Source organism: Litorihabitans aurantiacus (genome assembly GCF_030161595.1).
Lineage (GTDB): Bacteria > Actinomycetota > Actinomycetes > Actinomycetales > Beutenbergiaceae > Litorihabitans > Litorihabitans aurantiacus.
Genome location: NZ_BSUM01000004.1, coordinates 1 through 15,934, shown reverse-complemented (window position 1 = coordinate 15,934; position 15,934 = coordinate 1). Strand labels below are relative to the sequence as shown.

At 66.4% G+C, this 15,934-nt stretch carries 18 protein-coding genes and 1 pseudogene; 9 read left to right on the top strand and 10 right to left on the bottom strand.

All coding sequences use genetic code 11. The features are described from left to right. The first annotated feature begins 117 nt into the window (after nucleotides 1-117). Nucleotides 118-411, top strand: a complete 294-nt coding sequence (locus tag QQK22_RS18055) for a hypothetical protein (RefSeq protein WP_284252900.1) — start codon at nucleotides 118-120, stop codon at nucleotides 409-411. A gap of 440 nt (nucleotides 412-851) precedes the next feature. Here QQK22_RS18055 and QQK22_RS18050 read toward each other — a convergent pair whose 3' ends face one another. From QQK22_RS18050 to QQK22_RS18030, 5 genes are all read right to left on the bottom strand, one after another. Next, nucleotides 852-1,457: a zeta toxin family protein gene (locus QQK22_RS18050; protein WP_284252898.1), complete on the bottom strand. Its 606-nt coding sequence runs from the start codon at nucleotides 1,455-1,457 to the stop codon at nucleotides 852-854. A 198-nt stretch (nucleotides 1,458-1,655) separates the two neighbouring features. Further along, a complete protein-coding gene (locus tag QQK22_RS18045; RefSeq protein WP_284252897.1) occupies nucleotides 1,656-2,117 on the bottom strand; it encodes a helix-turn-helix domain-containing protein in 462 nt (153 codons plus the stop codon). A gap of 210 nt (nucleotides 2,118-2,327) precedes the next feature. Further along, entirely contained in the window at nucleotides 2,328-3,260 is a 933-nt protein-coding gene (locus QQK22_RS18040) for a PIN domain-containing protein (RefSeq protein WP_284252895.1), read from the bottom strand. 39 nt (nucleotides 3,261-3,299) lie between these two features. Continuing rightward, on the bottom strand, nucleotides 3,300-4,286 hold the full coding sequence (locus tag QQK22_RS18035) for a ParA family protein (protein WP_284252893.1): 987 nt from the start codon (nucleotides 4,284-4,286) through the stop codon (nucleotides 3,300-3,302). A 96-nt stretch (nucleotides 4,287-4,382) separates the two neighbouring features. Further along, complete coding sequence (locus tag QQK22_RS18030) at nucleotides 4,383-5,798, bottom strand: SNIPE associated domain-containing protein (protein ID WP_284252996.1); 1,416 nt, start codon at nucleotides 5,796-5,798, stop codon at nucleotides 4,383-4,385. A 258-nt stretch (nucleotides 5,799-6,056) separates the two neighbouring features. Here QQK22_RS18030 and QQK22_RS18025 point away from each other — a divergent pair, with 258 nt between their 5' ends. The 3 genes and pseudogenes from QQK22_RS18025 (at nucleotide 6,057) to QQK22_RS19070 (ending at nucleotide 7,478) form a co-directional block, all read left to right on the top strand. Next, nucleotides 6,057-6,647, top strand: coding sequence for a recombinase family protein (locus QQK22_RS18025; protein ID WP_284252994.1), 591 nt, complete (start codon nucleotides 6,057-6,059; stop codon nucleotides 6,645-6,647). Nucleotides 6,648-7,146: 499 nt separating this feature from the next. Further along, nucleotides 7,147-7,266, top strand: a pseudogene (locus tag QQK22_RS19075) (Lsr2 dimerization domain-containing protein); the annotation flags it as partial. Between the two features lie 116 nt (nucleotides 7,267-7,382). Beyond that, nucleotides 7,383-7,478: an Lsr2 family DNA-binding protein gene (locus QQK22_RS19070; protein WP_348525660.1), complete on the top strand. Its 96-nt coding sequence runs from the start codon at nucleotides 7,383-7,385 to the stop codon at nucleotides 7,476-7,478. Nucleotides 7,479-7,702: 224 nt separating this feature from the next. Here QQK22_RS19070 and QQK22_RS18015 read toward each other — a convergent pair whose 3' ends face one another. Both QQK22_RS18015 and QQK22_RS18010 read right to left on the bottom strand, forming a co-directional pair. Continuing rightward, nucleotides 7,703-8,881: a glycosyltransferase gene (locus QQK22_RS18015; RefSeq protein ID WP_284252992.1), complete on the bottom strand. Its 1,179-nt coding sequence runs from the start codon at nucleotides 8,879-8,881 to the stop codon at nucleotides 7,703-7,705. Nucleotides 8,882-8,917: 36 nt separating this feature from the next. Further along, the gene (locus QQK22_RS18010) at nucleotides 8,918-9,427 is read right to left on the bottom strand and encodes a MarR family winged helix-turn-helix transcriptional regulator (RefSeq protein WP_284252980.1); all 510 of its coding nucleotides are present in this window, start codon (nucleotides 9,425-9,427) and stop codon (nucleotides 8,918-8,920) included. Between the two features lie 101 nt (nucleotides 9,428-9,528). Between QQK22_RS18010 and QQK22_RS19065 the strand changes: the two genes are divergently transcribed. Both QQK22_RS19065 and QQK22_RS19060 read left to right on the top strand, forming a co-directional pair. Next, on the top strand, nucleotides 9,529-10,125 hold the full coding sequence (locus QQK22_RS19065; protein WP_348525662.1) for an NADP-dependent oxidoreductase: 597 nt from the start codon (nucleotides 9,529-9,531) through the stop codon (nucleotides 10,123-10,125). A gap of 4 nt (nucleotides 10,126-10,129) precedes the next feature. Further along, on the top strand, nucleotides 10,130-10,465 hold the full coding sequence (locus QQK22_RS19060; protein WP_348525661.1) for a zinc-binding dehydrogenase: 336 nt from the start codon (nucleotides 10,130-10,132) through the stop codon (nucleotides 10,463-10,465). A gap of 210 nt (nucleotides 10,466-10,675) precedes the next feature. Here the strand turns inward: QQK22_RS19060 and QQK22_RS18000 are convergent, their stop codons facing one another. Further along, complete coding sequence (locus tag QQK22_RS18000) at nucleotides 10,676-11,083, bottom strand: RidA family protein (RefSeq protein ID WP_284252978.1); 408 nt, start codon at nucleotides 11,081-11,083, stop codon at nucleotides 10,676-10,678. Nucleotides 11,084-11,255: 172 nt separating this feature from the next. Here QQK22_RS18000 and QQK22_RS17995 point away from each other — a divergent pair, with 172 nt between their 5' ends. The 3 genes from QQK22_RS17995 (at nucleotide 11,256) to QQK22_RS17985 (ending at nucleotide 12,934) form a co-directional block, all read left to right on the top strand. Then, nucleotides 11,256-11,972 carry a response regulator transcription factor gene (locus tag QQK22_RS17995; protein ID WP_284252976.1) on the top strand — a complete coding sequence of 239 codons (717 nt, stop codon included), beginning with the start codon at nucleotides 11,256-11,258 and terminating at the stop codon, nucleotides 11,970-11,972. 94 nt (nucleotides 11,973-12,066) lie between these two features. Further along, the gene (locus QQK22_RS17990) at nucleotides 12,067-12,426 is read left to right on the top strand and encodes a VOC family protein (protein ID WP_284252974.1); all 360 of its coding nucleotides are present in this window, start codon (nucleotides 12,067-12,069) and stop codon (nucleotides 12,424-12,426) included. A 136-nt stretch (nucleotides 12,427-12,562) separates the two neighbouring features. After that, nucleotides 12,563-12,934 (top strand): hypothetical protein, encoded by a 372-nt coding sequence (locus QQK22_RS17985; RefSeq protein WP_284252972.1) that lies wholly within the window; start codon nucleotides 12,563-12,565, stop codon nucleotides 12,932-12,934. A 318-nt stretch (nucleotides 12,935-13,252) separates the two neighbouring features. Here QQK22_RS17985 and QQK22_RS17980 read toward each other — a convergent pair whose 3' ends face one another. Together QQK22_RS17980 and QQK22_RS17975 are read right to left on the bottom strand one after the other, a co-directional pair. Further along, the gene (locus QQK22_RS17980; RefSeq protein ID WP_284252970.1) at nucleotides 13,253-14,908 is read right to left on the bottom strand and encodes a sensor histidine kinase; all 1,656 of its coding nucleotides are present in this window, start codon (nucleotides 14,906-14,908) and stop codon (nucleotides 13,253-13,255) included. 366 nt (nucleotides 14,909-15,274) lie between these two features. Then, the coding region (locus QQK22_RS17975) for a nucleotidyltransferase domain-containing protein (protein ID WP_284252990.1) at nucleotides 15,275-15,934 on the bottom strand (660 nt) is incomplete at its 5' end.

Genomic DNA, 15,934 nt, shown 5'->3' with positions numbered 1-15,934 from the left:
GCACACCGCAAACGCTGAGGAGAACCACCCATGGCTCGCACACCCACACCGGACCAGGCCGTCGAACTCGCTCGCGCGGCACAGGAAACACGCATCGACAGCGTGCGCGAACTCGCGGTGACACGGCAGGCCGTGACCGACGCGCAGGCCGAAAGCGCAGCGCTCCTCGCACGCGCACAGCAGGAGGCCAGCGACCTGGTGAAGAACGCGGAGCTCGCGGACGTGCGCGCCTACGACGCCGCCGTCAACGCAGGATGGAGCCAGGCCGAACTACGGAAGATCGGCCTCCCGCCGGCGGCCAAGACGACGCGCGTCGCGCGTCGTCGCCGGACGGCCGCTGCACCCACCCCCGACCCGGTGCCCCAGTCGGCCGAGCAGGAGCTACAGCAGCACGAGGGACACCCCTCCTGAGGCGCACAGCCCGTTACGGGCGCAGGTTCGTTCGATGACCCCCTGACCACCTGTGGACGGCACGAGCTATCTCCTTCGGGCTCGTCCCGACCACAGGTGGACAGCCGGACCCGACCTACCGCCCGACCACCGCACGCACGTCACCGACACCCTTGACTCACCTCGGGCGTGCGCGTCCCGTGGACGGGCTACCTCCGCGCAGTCTTACCTCTCGCGCCCGTCACTACGTGACGGGCCCCGGCCACGTTGCCGGCCCAGATACGACAGCGCTCGACGCGCCGCTTCATCGCCCCTCAGGCCCTGTCCGGGTGTCGTCGTGACCGGCATGGCTGAGACGTTCGGGCGAGCGAACTCCAGCTCGAGCGTTGCCTCGACACCGACACCTGCCGCCTCGGCCGCGGCCACCTGCTCCGCGCTCGTGCGGTAGCGCTGGAACCGCGTCACGATCGGCGACTCCCGCGCCAGGAGCTCCGAGACTCGCTCCGGCTTGGAGACACCGTCCTGCTCGTAGTACACGCTGCGGGCGTACTCACTCGGCACCCACCGGCCCCCTCGAGGTCGTCACCGCCGGCCAGCACCTGCGCCCGGCCCGACGCCCAGCGTTCACGGATACGAGCCTGAGAAACCTCGTAGGGCACCTCGACATCGATCATCCGCACCTCATACCCCTGCGCCTGCATCTGCTCCAGCAGGCGCCGGCCGTTGCTCTCCGCAGCCAGCACCGTGTCCACGATGATGTCCCGACGCGCCTGGATCGCCTGCCGCGTCAGATCGGCCGCGAGCATCGAAGACTCCCGATGCACCAGCGACGCCAGCTCGAGCGGGACGAACACCTCACCGCGCGCCTCACGGTCACGTACCGCCTGCGGCTTGACGAACGACTCATACGTGCCATCGCTCAGCGCCTGACGCAGCAACAGCTCCTTGAACTCATCGGCATCCACCCGCAGATAGGAGCGCTCACCCTGGCTCAGAGCGGTACGGGCGACCGTGGACTTGCCCGCCCCGGGCGGGCCGGCCAGCACCACCGCTCGCGGCGTCCGCACGCTCACATCCGCCGGGGGCTCCCACTCCCCACACCCGCGCGCTCAGCTGCCTGTGGAGCCGGAGACGCGCCGGGGTGGGCATCCCGCCCGGGAAGAACCACTCCGGGTTGTTCAGGGTCGATGTCGGGGCGTCCGCGGCCAGCGGGCCGCCACTGACCAGAGCCCGGATCGCTTCAACGTGGTCGTGATCCTCGCGGCTCACGCGCTCGCGTCCGCCGCGACCCGCGCCGCGACCTCCCCGTACAGACCCTCATCGATCAGGCCGTCCATCGCAGCGCGGTACACGTCCCAGATCGTGCCCTCGGGCTGCACCGGCAGGTCCTCGTACGCCTCGTGCTGGGCCATCGGGACGTACTCCCACCGCGTCAGCTCGTCCACGACCTGCTCCCGGCTCAACAGGCCGGCCGCGTACCGCTGACACAACTCACGTGGACTCGCACCCGAGAACCCCGCACGCGCCACCGACCCGCCACGCGCCGTCTTCAACAGCTGAGACACCGCCGACTGACTGATCTGCAACCACTGAGCGATCCGCGTCTGCGAGTACCCCTCCTCCGACAACGCCACCAACTCGCGACGCAGATCCACCTCGTCCAGATCGCGACGGTGTCGCAACTGGACCGCCGCGGCCGCCCTTGGCGGCACCTCTACCAGAGCCATCCCAACCACCTCCTACAAGGCACCTTATACCCATGGCAGCAACTGCGCGCTACACGCGTTGACAGGAGTTCACGCACCCTCCCGGTCACAACGAGGCCTGCAGCCTCACTCAGCCACACACGCTGGTACCACCACGGAATCGCATGATTGCGGCTTCTAGTAGGCCGCCCCCGAGCCCGCCAACTATAGCTTCGCGCCGCCCTAGAAAAGTTACCCGGACGAGTCATGACGAATTCGATCGACGTCAATGCTCGTCGACTCGTCATCGTCCCATAGCACCCAGAAGTCTACGATTATTGGGTAGTTGCGGGAGCCCGCGTCAGATGGATCGAGGTCAAGAGGCGAAATCTTGAGGTCGGAAGTCAGAGCGATCAGCGCCAGCCGCCCGCCAGGGAAAGCGTACTCGCGCCTGACCTCCATGCTCTTATTATCTATTTGGCCGTAAGCATAATCGAGGGTTTCGTCGGTGCTCGCAATAACAAAATTTGTAGCCTGCATAAGAATATCGGAATCGCCGTCCCATGCGTTGACGTCAGAGACGTCGCGCGCAATCGGAATAACGCTCTCTGCCAACAAAGATACTGTTGCGTCTACGGACGCGGAGTAAGCGACCAACTCGCCCTCTGATAACTCTTCCTCAAGCTCTTGTCGTAGGCCATTGGTGCCGGCAAAGTCGGAAGTATTGCCAGAGACCAGAAGGACGCGCTGCTCGCCAGCTGCCCGCTTAGCAGTGAGCCAGATCGACGCATCTCGTGAGCCAATGGCAGAGTCCCCCGAGGCCCTGGCCGGAGGAATTCGATTAGCCTCCCTGAGCAATGAGAGGCGAGCATCCTCCCCGGCGGTCTCGAGGATTGAGAAAGAACTTCGCAGGTCCCCCTCCCATCGCTCGACGATTTCTTCCACGGACGGAATGTATAGATCCCCTCCAGACTCCTCATGGAGACTCCCTAACTTTCTAACCGCAGCCTTGAGTTCGGATATCGCCTGCTCTGCGGCGCGCCGACGCGCCGACGTTGATTCCTCAAGAATCACGTCTGTTATGCATAGTTTGATGTCGGTTGCTTTTGCAATGCGAAGAAGCGCCGAAAGCAGTGGATTGTCTCGGATACTTGCACGCCGCGGCAAGGTGGAGGTGTCAAGCACAATGAGTTCTGGACGCGACCCGGCTTCCGTCATAGTGGCCTACAAAGTCTCGTCGAGACGATTCAGAACTTCACCGGCAAGATCAGCAAAGAGGTTGTAGGTGTCGCGCGCACGAGTGAACTGTGCCCCTCGAGCGAGGGTGCCAGTCAATTCGAAAACAGCGGAACGGTTCCTTTGAGCCATAGGGATCAGGCTGGAAAGGTTTCGCACCTCGCCGATCTTGCCCTCGCGTTCCGGGTGCCTAACGCCCGCCTCGGCGAGTGGCTCCACTACTCCAGCGACATACTGAGCAGGGATCTGGTTCACCCATCGCTTGTATGCCTTCGCGGGCTGCTCTCTATAGACGGCAAACTGCTGGCTGATGTACCCGAGGGGTACTGGGGACCCGACGGGTAGGTCAAATCCCAGCTTGAGCCCCCTCCTCGACGCGGAGTTAGTCGCGATGCGCCACTCATCGACCCACCTACTCACGCTCTCCCCCACGCTGGGAAGCGCCGTCAGCGAGAACAGGTCGGGCGACATGGGAATGACGAATCCATCCGCAGCCAGGAGGGCAGCCCGATTAAACGCCCCAACATTCGGCCCGAGGTCGAGCAGAATGTACTCAGCCCCAACCTGGGCTGCAACACCCCTTGTCAGCCGGTGCACGGCTGTACTAACCCTGAAGCCGCGAGGATTCCCGGCCAGGGCGCTAGTCCATCCTTCAGGAGCTATTTCTTCAAACACGCTTAGATTAATGTGCCCAGGAAGAACCCAGGCGTTGTCTCGAATCTCGATGGGCCTGACAATCTCGATGTCTCCTGACCCTTCGACGAGGGGCGCCAAGCCGTGATAGATAGTCTGTTCGCTATCGTAGACTTCTTCAATCTGCTCATCCCTCAGTGCGATACTCGTCAGATTGGCCTGGGCGTCTCCGTCGACAAAGAGCACCTTCTTCCCCTGACTTTGGAGCGCTATGCCCAGATTGAAAAGCAGGGTGGTCTTGCCGACGCCGCCCTTATGGTTGTAGAAAGCGATGGTCTGCATCGGGTCTCCAGGTTCTGAGGTCGAGCTCGAGGTTACTCCGCTATCACACGTGGACAGGTATCACGTCAGGACGGGGCGTGATTCCAAGGTGTCTATTCAGGCGCCAGCGGCGGCGATGCTCAGTCTGTACTGCTCTGCCTCCGGTTCCACGGCGTACTCCACGAGTGACACTCCGTGGGACTGCAAGGCATCGAGCACGTCGGTCGGTGTGGTGTAGAAGAACTCGCGTCGCTGGTTGATCCTGTTGACCCGCTGCTCGGCGAAGGTGCGGTGCAGCATGTTCTCGATCCCCACAGCGTCTTCGGCGAAGAAGAGCGCGTGGACGTCAAAGGGGAAGGGGACCGAGGCATCGCCGAGCTCCTTCACCCGGTCCATCGGGTCGAGGCGGCGGGTCATGCCGATCTTGACCATGCGCTCCCCCATGGCCCCGAGGTTGGAGATCACGTACACGTAGCCGGCGCGGATGTTCGCGGCGCGGTAGTCGACGTCTTGGATCGCTCGGTCGACGTCGGCGAGCTTGGCCTCGATCTTGGCGGCCTCGGCTTCATCGCCGCGCTGCCGGAGCGCCTCGATCACGTTGAGGTAGTGGTTGCGCTCCTTGTCCAGGCGCTCCTTCTCCTTGGCCAGCTCGGCCTCGGCCTTGGCCTGCTCACGTAGCTCGGCGCGACGCTCACGCTCCAGCTCCTTTTCAACCTTCACTGCGTGGAGGTGTCGCTCCGCCAGGGTCAGCTCCTCGAGCCGGAGGCGGTGGTAGGCGGCGTTGATCTTGAGATCGATCATCGCGCCGTTGCGCTCGACCCGGTCCACAACTCGATCGAGTCGAGCGCGAGCGGTGTCCAAGCCTCCGGCGCGCACGGCCTTGATCGCGTTCTCTGCCTCGGCGTTGTAGGCGGCCAGCATCGTCTTGGCCATGTTCTTCGCGAAGGTCTTGCCCTTGGCCGCTGAACCGTTGAACGTGAAGCTCTCCGAGTACGAGGTAGCCCTGCTCTCCTTGATCAGCTGCTTGTACTTCACCCGCACCTCTGACAACCGGTTCGCCAGGCTGGCCGAGCCCTCGGCGACGTGGTCGAAGTCGAACAGCGACACATCCTGCAGCGACGCGACCGATCGCACCTCGAGCACCTGCTCACGTTCGCGCTGCAGCACGGACCGGGCGCCGGCGACCTCAGCCGTCAACGACTCCAGCTCGCCCCGTCGGCGCGCGATCTCGGCTTCCACCTCGATCAGTTCCATGCCCTTCACCCGGGACAGGGCACCTCGGGCCTGAACGAGCTCGCCCACGACCTGCTCGAGCTTGGCCCGCTCGGCCCCGTACCTGGCAGTGAAGAACTCCGCCCGCTGCCGCCACGCCGCCGCAGCCGACTTCCCCGAGAAGAACGAGAACTCCGCAGGTGCATCCGGCGGACGAGGCTCGTCCTGGAGAGCACGACGATCCTGAGTCCAGCGCTCCCCATCCCACCAGCGCTGCAGCGACGCATCGTCGGGGTCGAGGTACCAGTTCGCAGGCATCATGGACCGGAACCTAACCCACGCCAAGCCATAACGCACCACATGTGCGGCCTTGATGTCTGTAACTACCTAGGCGCGCTAGCAGCACCGCTCGGTCGCAGGCGGGCAGAGTCTCAGGGTCGGCCGGAGTGCCACTAGACGATCCCTCACCGTGCACCCACACCCCAACCCGGCACCTAGACAGATGCTCAGGTCGCGTTGCGCGTATAGGTCGCACGATTTGGTGGGCGGTGAGGGTGCCCTATCTGCAACACTGGGGTAGTGACCGGAACCAGAGTGGGCTACGCGCGGGTGTCGACCACCGGCCAGGACCTCACGGCCCAGCGCGATGCACTCACCAAACTTGGCGTGGCACCGGACCTGATCTACGTCGACCACGGTCTGACCGGACGCAACCGCGACCGTCCCGGGCTGGCCCAGGCCCTCGCTGCCGTCCGCAACGGCGACACCCTGGTCATCACGAAGCTCGACCGACTCGCCCGCTCCCTACCCGACGCGCGCAACATCGCCGACGAGCTCACCGCCAAAGGTGTCGCCCTCGACCTCGGCGGCTCGGTCTACGACCCCGCCGACCCCGTCGGCCGGCTCCTGTTCAACGTCCTGGGCATGGTGGCCGAGTTCGAGGCCGACCTCATCCGCGCCCGCACCCGCGAGGGCATGCAGATCGCCAAGGCAGCCGGCAAGCTCCGTGGCCGCCAACCCACCCTCAGCAAGACCAAGCGCCGCCACCTCATCACTCTCGCCGCCGCCGGCCAGCACACCCAGGCAGAGCTCGCCGAACTCTTCGACGTCTCCCGCACCACCATCTACCGCGAGCTCCGACGCGAGCAGCCCCCCACCGACGCCCTGTAGCCCACTCACCACGCGCGAGTGCCCTCTGGCAGGCAGAGTGAAGTCATGGATGCCCCCTCGACCGGCCACCTCATCGCCGCGGCGGCCGTCTCCACCATCGCCCTGGGCCTCTGGCTCTTCGACCGACGGCACCGACGCCGGGCCGGCAAGCCATCCAGCACGAATCCGAACCCTCGCCCCGCGAGACACCTCGCGACCATGACAGCGAGCCTCGCTCTAGGGCTGTGGGTGCTCTACCTCGTACTCACCATCAGCCCATCGGTAGCCGACGGGTTCTTCGGCGTCCCCTCCACGACTGTCCTCCTCGTCGCCGTCGTGATCAACCTCGTCGTCACCTTCCGGACAATTCACAACGGCCCCTACCCCCGTGGGCGGCAGCCCTCGGGGGTTCCTTTTCAGTGCACCCCTCGCCGGGCTGACGTACTGACGATCCTCACTCCCAGGACCAGAGGCTAGCCTCGAAGCGACCGACACCGAACGATCTAGGAGCCCCAGCACCATGGTGCAGAAGACCACCGTGACATTGATCGACGACCTCGACGAAAACATCACCGAGGACGTTCAGACCGTCACCTTCGCCCACGAGGGCAAGACCTACGAGATCGACCTCGGCGCCGAGAACCGTCAGGCACTGGACGACGCGCTCGCCTCCTACAAGGCCGTCGCCCGCAAGGCCGGCCGCTCCACCACCAGCCCCTCCCCCGGCGCACCCGTGTCGCCTCCGACGCCGGCGCAATCCGCGAGTGGGCTGCCGCCAACGGCATCGAGGTCAACGACCGCGGCCGCATCCCCGCCAACATCCGCGAACAGTTCGACGCCGCCCAGAAGTAGCCACCGCCACCTGAACTGCCGGCCTCGCTGTCGCGAGGACACGAAGCCGAGAGGCACCGAGGGTCGCGGTGTGCACTAACACCACCGTTACTGGTGTTAGATGCCAGGGGGCGGAGATGCCTGTAGCGGGTAGGTAGTGGTGTGTCCCGGTCTCGTGCAGTCGAGATTCTCTCGGTCTCATACGACGGTCCGCCGAAGAACCCACCCAAGATCAGTACAGCTAATTAGGTGAGCTTCTCGATCGCTTCGAGTGCTGCCTTGGTGCCCTGCTCGGTCTGCATGGTCTTGGCGAGGGACGCCACGGCGCCGCGGTAGGCAGAGGTTGCCTGTATCGCCCGTCCGAGGCTCGCTGCGCTTACGCGGCGTCGTGGGATCGGGGCGGGAGCGAGTCCGCGTCGATGCAGCATCGCGCCCCAGAACGGCTGGTCGGCGATGAACGGAACGATGATGGAAGGAGCCCCCGCGCGTGCTGCCGCTTGGACCGTCCCGATACCCCCGTGGTGCATGGCGGCAGACGCCCTCGGCAGAGTCAGACCGTGGGGGACCGATCGCACGACCATGACGTCGGCTCCGCGCAACCGGTCGGGAACATCGACTCCTCCGAGGCCAGTGGCCATGAGAACTCGGTAGCCGTGAGCGTGGGCGGCACTGATCACAGCACGGCCGCGTTCGATCGGGTCGCCAGCCGACATGGACCCGAACCCGGCATAGATGAACGGCCCACCCGCGACGAAATCGCTGACGTCCTGGGGTAGCACCTCCGTTGTGACGGGTTCGATCCACGGGCCCGTGAGGTGGACGCTGGCTGGCCAGTCTGCGGGCCTTTCGAGAAGTGTCGGGGTGATGGGCAGCAGCGTTGCCGCCGGGGACGGGAGTCGCTGGTCGCGGGAGATGCCGAGCTGGCCCGCTGCCTCGTCGAGGGCAGCACCGAACATCGATGAGGCATGCGAAGTCCCGAGGTAGGTGAGCCGGTTGAGGATTCCGAGATCAGCGGTCACGGTGCCGGCGGCGGGGAACGCGCGCGTGGGCGTGACAGCCGGCACCAGCTCGACGAGCACGTGCGGAATGTCGAGAGCAGCGGCGATCAGGGGTGCTGAGAGCACCTTGGGGTGGGCGAGGACCACGTCTGGAACGAACGCAGCGGCTGCACGTGCAGCACCCACGATCACGCCCCGCATGATCGGTTTCACCACCGTGCGGTAGTTGCGCAGCGCCGCGCCGATCGAGACACCCTGATCCCGGATCACCGCTGAGTAGTCCACCCCCAGACTCACGAGATCGACACCTTCAGATGACACCCCAGAGCCGTCCGGACCGGCGACCTGGACGTCATGACCGGCTCGCGCAGCTGTCCGGGCCAGGGCGAGGAAGGGCTCGACGTCGCCGCGTGAGCCGGCAGTCACCAGAAGGATCCTCATAGTTGAACGTCGGCCGATCGGTCAGCTGGTGCTGCGGTGTGCACGCCCGCGAGGGGCCGCGGATCTCGCCGGTCCTTGGCGCATGTGGTCGCGGGCGCGGGCCAGGACGTCAGCGAGGGTCTGGACGTCCTGTCCGGTCAGCGGCGCGAAGAGCATGTCGTTCAGGATCGCGATGTGTCCGGGGAAGACGTCGGCGAGCAGGGAACGCCCGTCCTCGGTGATCGCCACCTCGATGCTGCGCTCGTCCTCGCTCGAGGGCGCCCGCGAGACGAGGCCGCGCTTCTCCAACGTCTGCGCCTGATAGGTCAGCCCGCTGCGGCTGTAGACCACGCCGTCGGCAAGATCCGTCATCCGCAGACATCCCCGCGGTGCATCCCCGAGAGTCGCCAGCAGCTGGAACTGCACGTAGCTGAGGTCGCCGGCCCGCCTGAGCTGCTGCTCGACGGCGTGCCGCAACAGACTGCTGACCTCGATCAGCGCGAAGTAGGCACCTAGTTGCAAGGGGTCGAGTACCGCTGGTGACGTCTTCACCACGTCATCTTACTTCGAGTGCGTAGTAGTTGCTTCGAAGATGGAGTAGGTCTAGGGTCGCCACATCGCTTCGAACTCGAAGCACTACATAGGAGGACATCATGAAGGCAGTGCGTTTCCACGAGACCGGCGGCCCGGAAGTGCTGCGCTACGAGGAGGTCGACCGCCCCGAGGCGGGAGCTGGTCAGGTGCGCGTTCGCGTGGCCGGTGTCGCGCACAACCCGGCCGACGGTGGGATGCGGGGCGGGTTCCTGCCGATCCCGATCACCCTGCCGCACACCCCCGGGTACGACGTCTCAGGCACAGTCGACCAGGTCGGCGACGGCGTCGAGGACCTCTCGGTCGGGCAGGAGGTCGTGGGCTTCATCCCGATGGCCGGGGACGGCGCAGCGGCGCAGTACGTCACGGCTCCTGCTGAATCGTTCGTTCCCGCGCCCGCCACGATCCCGCTCGCTGATGCTGCCGGGTTGCCCTCGGTGGGGCTGACGGCATCTCAGGCGCTGTTCGACGTGGGCGGTCTGACCTTCGGCCAGCGCGTCCTGATCAACGGCGCGGGGGCCCGGTCGGGGGTATGCCGTGCAGCTCGCCAAGCGCGCGGGCGCGTATGTCATCGCTACCGCCAGCCCGCGCAGCACCGCGTCGGTCGCAGCTCACGGCGCCGACGAGATCGTCGATCACACCCGGAGCGAGGTTCTTAGCGCCGTGACCGAACCCGTCGACCTGCTGCTCAACCTCGCACCCATCACGGCCGAGGACTTCGCGGCCCTCATGGGCCGGGTGCGCGATGGCGGAGTCGTCGTCTCCACCACTCCGATGGTCCCGACCCCGAACGACCAGGAGCGTGACGTGCGAGGAGAAACGATCTTCGTGCAGCCGAACCGCACCGCCCTGTCCGACCTGGTGAAGCTGGTCGACCGGGGCGAACTACGCATCGACATCGCCCGTCATGTGACGTTGATCGACCTGCCCGAGTTGCACAGCCAGGCCGAAGCCGGCCGGGTACACGGCAAGGTCATCGTCCTGCCTCCCACCGACTGATTCAGACCGAGCCCGATTCCGACACAGTTGCCGACCGGCGTGCAGGTCCACCGCGGCGAGCTCCGAGGCGAACCCCACGGGCCCAGCAGCGGAATGGAAGGGCCACTCGCGCCGGTACTAGCCCTGCCGGAACGGCCCCGTCGATCGACGGGGCCGTTCGGCACACCTGGACACGTGCCACACGATGCGCACCGGCACGCGGTGGGGCCCCTAGTCGGTGACTGCGATGGCTTCGATCTCGACGACGAAGTCGGGTGTGAAGAGCGCTTGAACTCCGATGATGGTCACGGGCGGCGCGGGCGTCGGGAATCCGTCGACTTCTTGTGCGTGTGCGATCCCGGCCAGAACGTCCTCCCACATCGAGGGCTGCCAGTCCACGATGTAGAAGGTGAGGCGAGCGATGTCTGCGGGTGCGCCACCGGCGCCGCGGACTCCGACGGCGATGTTGTGCAGGGCGGCTCGGACCTGTCCGGCGAGGTCGGGTGCGGCGGGCTCGAAGTCGGCCGTGACGCCCGCCTGGCCGGCGAGCACGATGAGACGCGAGCCGGTGGCGACCGCGACAGGCGAGTAGTCGGTCTGCTTCAGCAGGCCCTCGGGGTGCGAGAAGTTGACGGGCACAGGATTCTCCGAAGTGTTGGGGAGCCGGCGCCCATCTGGCACGCCGTGATCAGGATCGAGCCTAGGTGTGTCGTGGCAGCTGCGGCAGAGGTCTCTACGGAAGTTCTGAGGTCGGGCAGTGACTGCTACCGGCATGGTCCGGTTCCGTTTCACACGGGAGGATGATGGATGGGTGATCGGTACTGCGGCCCTTTCTCCGCCGTCTGACGGCGGCCCGGCCAGCGTTCCCGCCCCCTCTGCTGGGGCCTCCGCCACGGTGTGGCGGGTGCTCGTGCAGCTCAAGAACCCGGTCCTGGCCGACATTGTCGTTGGCGTGCTGCGCGGGGAGGGGATGGAGGTGCGTCTTGCCGCGCGGGCCGAGGACGTCCTCGCCACCGCTACGGTGCTCGACCCAGACGTCGTGATCCTGAACGCGGGGATCCTCGACGCGGATCCGATTGCCGTGCTGGCAAAGATCCGGAGGGCGCGTCAGGTCCCGGCGCTGCTGGTGACGGGCCCGGGTGAGCACGACCGGCGTCTGCCAGGTGTGACCGCCGGCGGTGATGATTACCTGCGACGCCCGTTCAGCGCTGAGGATCTCGCTGCTCGCGTGCGCGACCTCCTACGCGGCGTGGGGGGCCAGGCGCCCCGCCTGCCCTCGACCTACCGGGTCGGGGATCTCGAGCTCGACGAGATCACGCGCGAGGTGCGACGCGGCGATCAGGAGCTACACCTGTCGATCACGGAGTTCGACCTCTTGCGCCTGCTGATGCGCAACCCCCGACGCGTGATGTCGAAGGCGCAGATCGCCGACCGTGTCTGGCACTACGACTACACCGTCAACCCCAAAACTTTGGATCTCTACATCCACTACCTGCGTCGGAAGGTCGACGCCGACCGGACTCCCTGATCCACAACGTTCACAGCGTGGGGTACGTCCTGCGTCCCGCCCACGGACCCGAGAACGCACCGAGACCCTGAACCGTGTCCGTGAGGATGGTCCGATGAATATCTCGAGTGTGACTGTCGGACTGCCCGTCGCCGATCTAGCGGCAGCAGTTCTTTGGTATCGCAGGGTTCTCGAACTCATCGAGCCGGGTCTTGAGCCCGACGACGACGTGGTGGAGTTCAAGGTGGGACCGGTGTGGCTCCAGCTGGGGTCGGAGCCCACTGCACGTTCGGGCGCCGAGGTCGTGTTGCGCCTGGGGGTCACCAACGCCGCGCTCGAACACGAGCGACTGATGAGCCTGGGGGTCGCCGTCGGACCGCTCCAGCACGTCGAGAGCGCGGTGAACTACTTCGACTTCGTCGATCCGGACGGCAACCGGCTCAGCATCTACTCGTTAGTGCCAGCAGGAGCGTGAGGCAGGTGACGATAGCGGCCCGACTCCCCCGCTTCGACCCAAGACAGCTCGGTCGGTCGGCCCGGAATCGAACCTCTAGAATCAACGGCTGGGCCACCGACGGCCCGTGCGCCCATCACCCCGGGGAGGTGACCACATGCCGTTCCGCAGCAAGCAGACACTCGATCAGTGGCTGGAGGAGTTCACCCCCGCCCACCCCGTGGCCGAAACCGCTCGCGTGGTCATCCAGGACGGGCCGGCCGGGACCGACACCGGTCTGGTCGTGGTCCCGCTGAGCAACGCCACCACCACGGTGTACATGCAGCCCCACGAGCCGGGCGACCCCCGCTGGCGCGTGGTCATCGAACCCCAACCCGACGAAACCATCCTCAGCAGCTCCGAGCTCCACCAGCTGACCGCCGAGCTGCGGACCGCCGCCGAGCTGTGCGCGTACCTCGAGGCCAAGTCCGCCACCCACACCGAGGCGATCCCCGTCGTCCCGTTTACCGAGTCCGAACTCGCCGGCTGAAGCTCTACGACCTCCGACTTATGGAGCCCGGGCTGACACGCCTTCACCTCACGCCAGCGTTCGCTGTAAGCGAAACTTTTGTTAGCGAACATTCTCCCACGGTTACTGCTTTTTCCCTAAGGTCACGTGAGTGAGCGAGGAGGACGCCCGAGACCGGCAGGAGCGCTGGCATCGCGCGGGGCGTCCGTGGTGCTCTCACCTGTGGGCTACCCGCCACGAAGATGGTCTTCTGACCTGCCAGATGTGCGGCACGAGGTGGGAAGTTGGGTCCCCCGCCCCCGCACCCCTCCCTGAGGTGCAGCGCCCGCCTCCCCCGGTCTAGGTGAGAGCCGAGGAGTAGGTCGCCTGGTCCCCTGCCGCTGCGTCAGCGGTCTGTACGTTCGGGTGTCGTGGCAACTCAAGTGTGAAGGTGGTTCCGCCGTCGGGGTTGTTGACCATCGTGACCTCGCCCGAGTGCGCCCGTGCGATGTCCCGTGCGATCGCGAGGCCCAGTCCCATCCCCTGCGTTGCGGTCCGGCGAGCTGTGACCGAACGGAAGCCGCGCTGGAAGAGCTGCGGGAGGTCCTGCGGGTCGATCCCGGGGCCTTGGTCGACCACTCGGACGCGGACGTGGTCGGGCGTCCCCTCGACCAGGACGCGGGTCGTCGTGCCCGCGGGAGGGTACTTCAGCGCGTTGGAGACGAGGTTGTCCAGCACCTGCCGGATGCGCAGGTGATCCACCTCGGCACGCGTGTCACCGATGGGCGTACCCGCCTCCAACGTGATGCCGCGACCGGCGGCCTTGGGCTGGAAGGAGGCGACGCTCTCCCGAACGATGTCCCCGACGTCCGTCGGCGCGAAGTGCGGCTCCGCCTGGGCTTCGATCCCCGCCTGCAGGAGCATCTGGACCAGCGTCGAGAGGTGGGTGGCGTTGCGGTGGATGACCTCCACCGGCCGAGCGATACCCAGCTCCTCCAGGTCCAGGGTGTCCTGGAGCATCTCGGCGAACCCGATGATCGAGGTCAGCGGGGTCCGCAGCTCGTGGGTGAAGGTCAGGATCATCTCCTCGCGGGTGGTGATCGCGTTGACCAGGTCCGTGACGTCATGAGCTGCCAGCACCCACCCGGCGGGGCCGGCGAGACCGTCGAGCTTCGTGGTGGTGAAGGTGACGGCTCGCTGGTCACCGGGCGGACCGAGGTAGAACAGGTCGTGATCGACCATGTCGCCTCGCAGCATCCGCTCCATGGGCTGCTCACCGAGGTCCACGGGTGTGACCTGGTCGGACTGGTAGATGTGCTGCGCGCTCACGGTCTCGGCGTCGTAGCCGGCACGCTGAGCGAAGCCGGTCATCGCCTTGTTGCGGACCTCCACCCTGCCGGCGGTGTCGTAGTAGGTCACCCCGGTCTCGATCGCATCGGCGACCACCTGCGCGGTGTTGACCGCCGCCCGCGCCTCCAGCAGTGCCTGTTGAAGCTGGACGCGCTGAAGCCAGGCGTGCCGGGCCGACAGGTACACCACCGTGGCCACCGCGACGAGGGCCAGGATCTGGACAGCCGCACTGGCCCACGTCGCCGCCACAGCCCTGCTCGACCCCAGCGCGAGAGCCGTCAGGATCGGGGGAACCCCGACCGCCAAGAGATACGGGCCACGGCGCGCCCTGAATCCGTAGCTCAGGTGCAGCGCCGGCAGCATCATCAGACCCACCATTGAGGGAGTCGTGGGCCACGACGCGTAATCCACCCCCGCCACCACCACCATGTGCACCACCGCACCACCGATCAAGACCCCCTCCCCCAACCGGGAGACCAGAAGACCCGTCGCAGCTGTCGCGCATGCCGCCGCCACCCCCGCCGCCACATACGGCCACGTCGGCCCCGCCTCAGTCACGGCGCCGGCCACCAGCGCTACCGCGAGTGTCACCAGGAACGGTGCCTGGGTGCGCCACAGCACCGTCCGCACCGGCAAAGGCGGCACAAGCGCCTCAACATCAGCCATCGACGACATCCCGCCATGCTACGACCGCACGTTTGCTTTTCCCTTTCCTGGGCTCAGGTTGTGCCCTGGCTGGGAACTTCGCTCGCGCGCCGATCGGACGAGAGGTTGCGGCTCCCCCTCTCCGGCGACCGGATCTAACATCACTGTTACCACTGTTGAGAGTGTGGTCTGGGACGAGCGGAAACTCGTGCTCACCGCGGCCGACAAGCGGAAAGATTCGTACACGGGTTGTGGACACTCCCCCGCCGGCGTGTCTCGCGGCGGCCGGCGGACGTGCGCAGCCGACCGTTTGCGGACGCCGACCTGCGCGGAGCTCGCGTCCGCTGATGGTCGAGCCGGCCTGGCCGATGGCGACGTACGGGAGGCTCAGCGCGTGAAGCCTGTCCGGAGTCGTCCGCCCGCGCTTTCGAGCTCGGCGGCCGCTGCGGCATGGAAGGCGTCGAAGTCGCCGGCGACGTACGGGTCGGTCAGGCGAGCTGCGCGCACCGCATCCCATCGACGCAGTTCGCGGGAGAGGTGTTTGCCGGTGCCGATCCAGCGGTGGTTAGTAATGAGCGCGAGGGACGCGACCTGTCGCAGCAGCTCGGCTGCGACCACGCGGCGCTCAACGTCGTCGGTCACGTCGGCGAGATCGTCGACGAGGTCGGTGATGGCATAGCGCAGGAGGTTGACGTCGGCGTCTTCGGGCTGAGGGCCGCGGTCGTACGTCTCGGCCCAGCGTTCGCGGAGCTGCTCCAATACCTCGTCGCCGGCGAGCACCCGACCCTCGAGCAGCATCCGCACGATTACGGGCCGCCACTGCTCGACGCCGCGCTGCGCCCACCGCTCGAAGCCCACGGGCGTGTATGCGAACACCTCGACCGCCTCGCCCTCGTGGGCGTACGTGGCGGCGAGCGAGTCGGCACCGTCGGCTAGGAACCCGTCAGGGCCGAGCAGCAACAGGTCGACATCGCTCGACGCCGTCCGCTCGTTACGCACGGTGCTGCCAGCGACGATCACGCTTGTCGCATCGGGGAACCGCTCCGC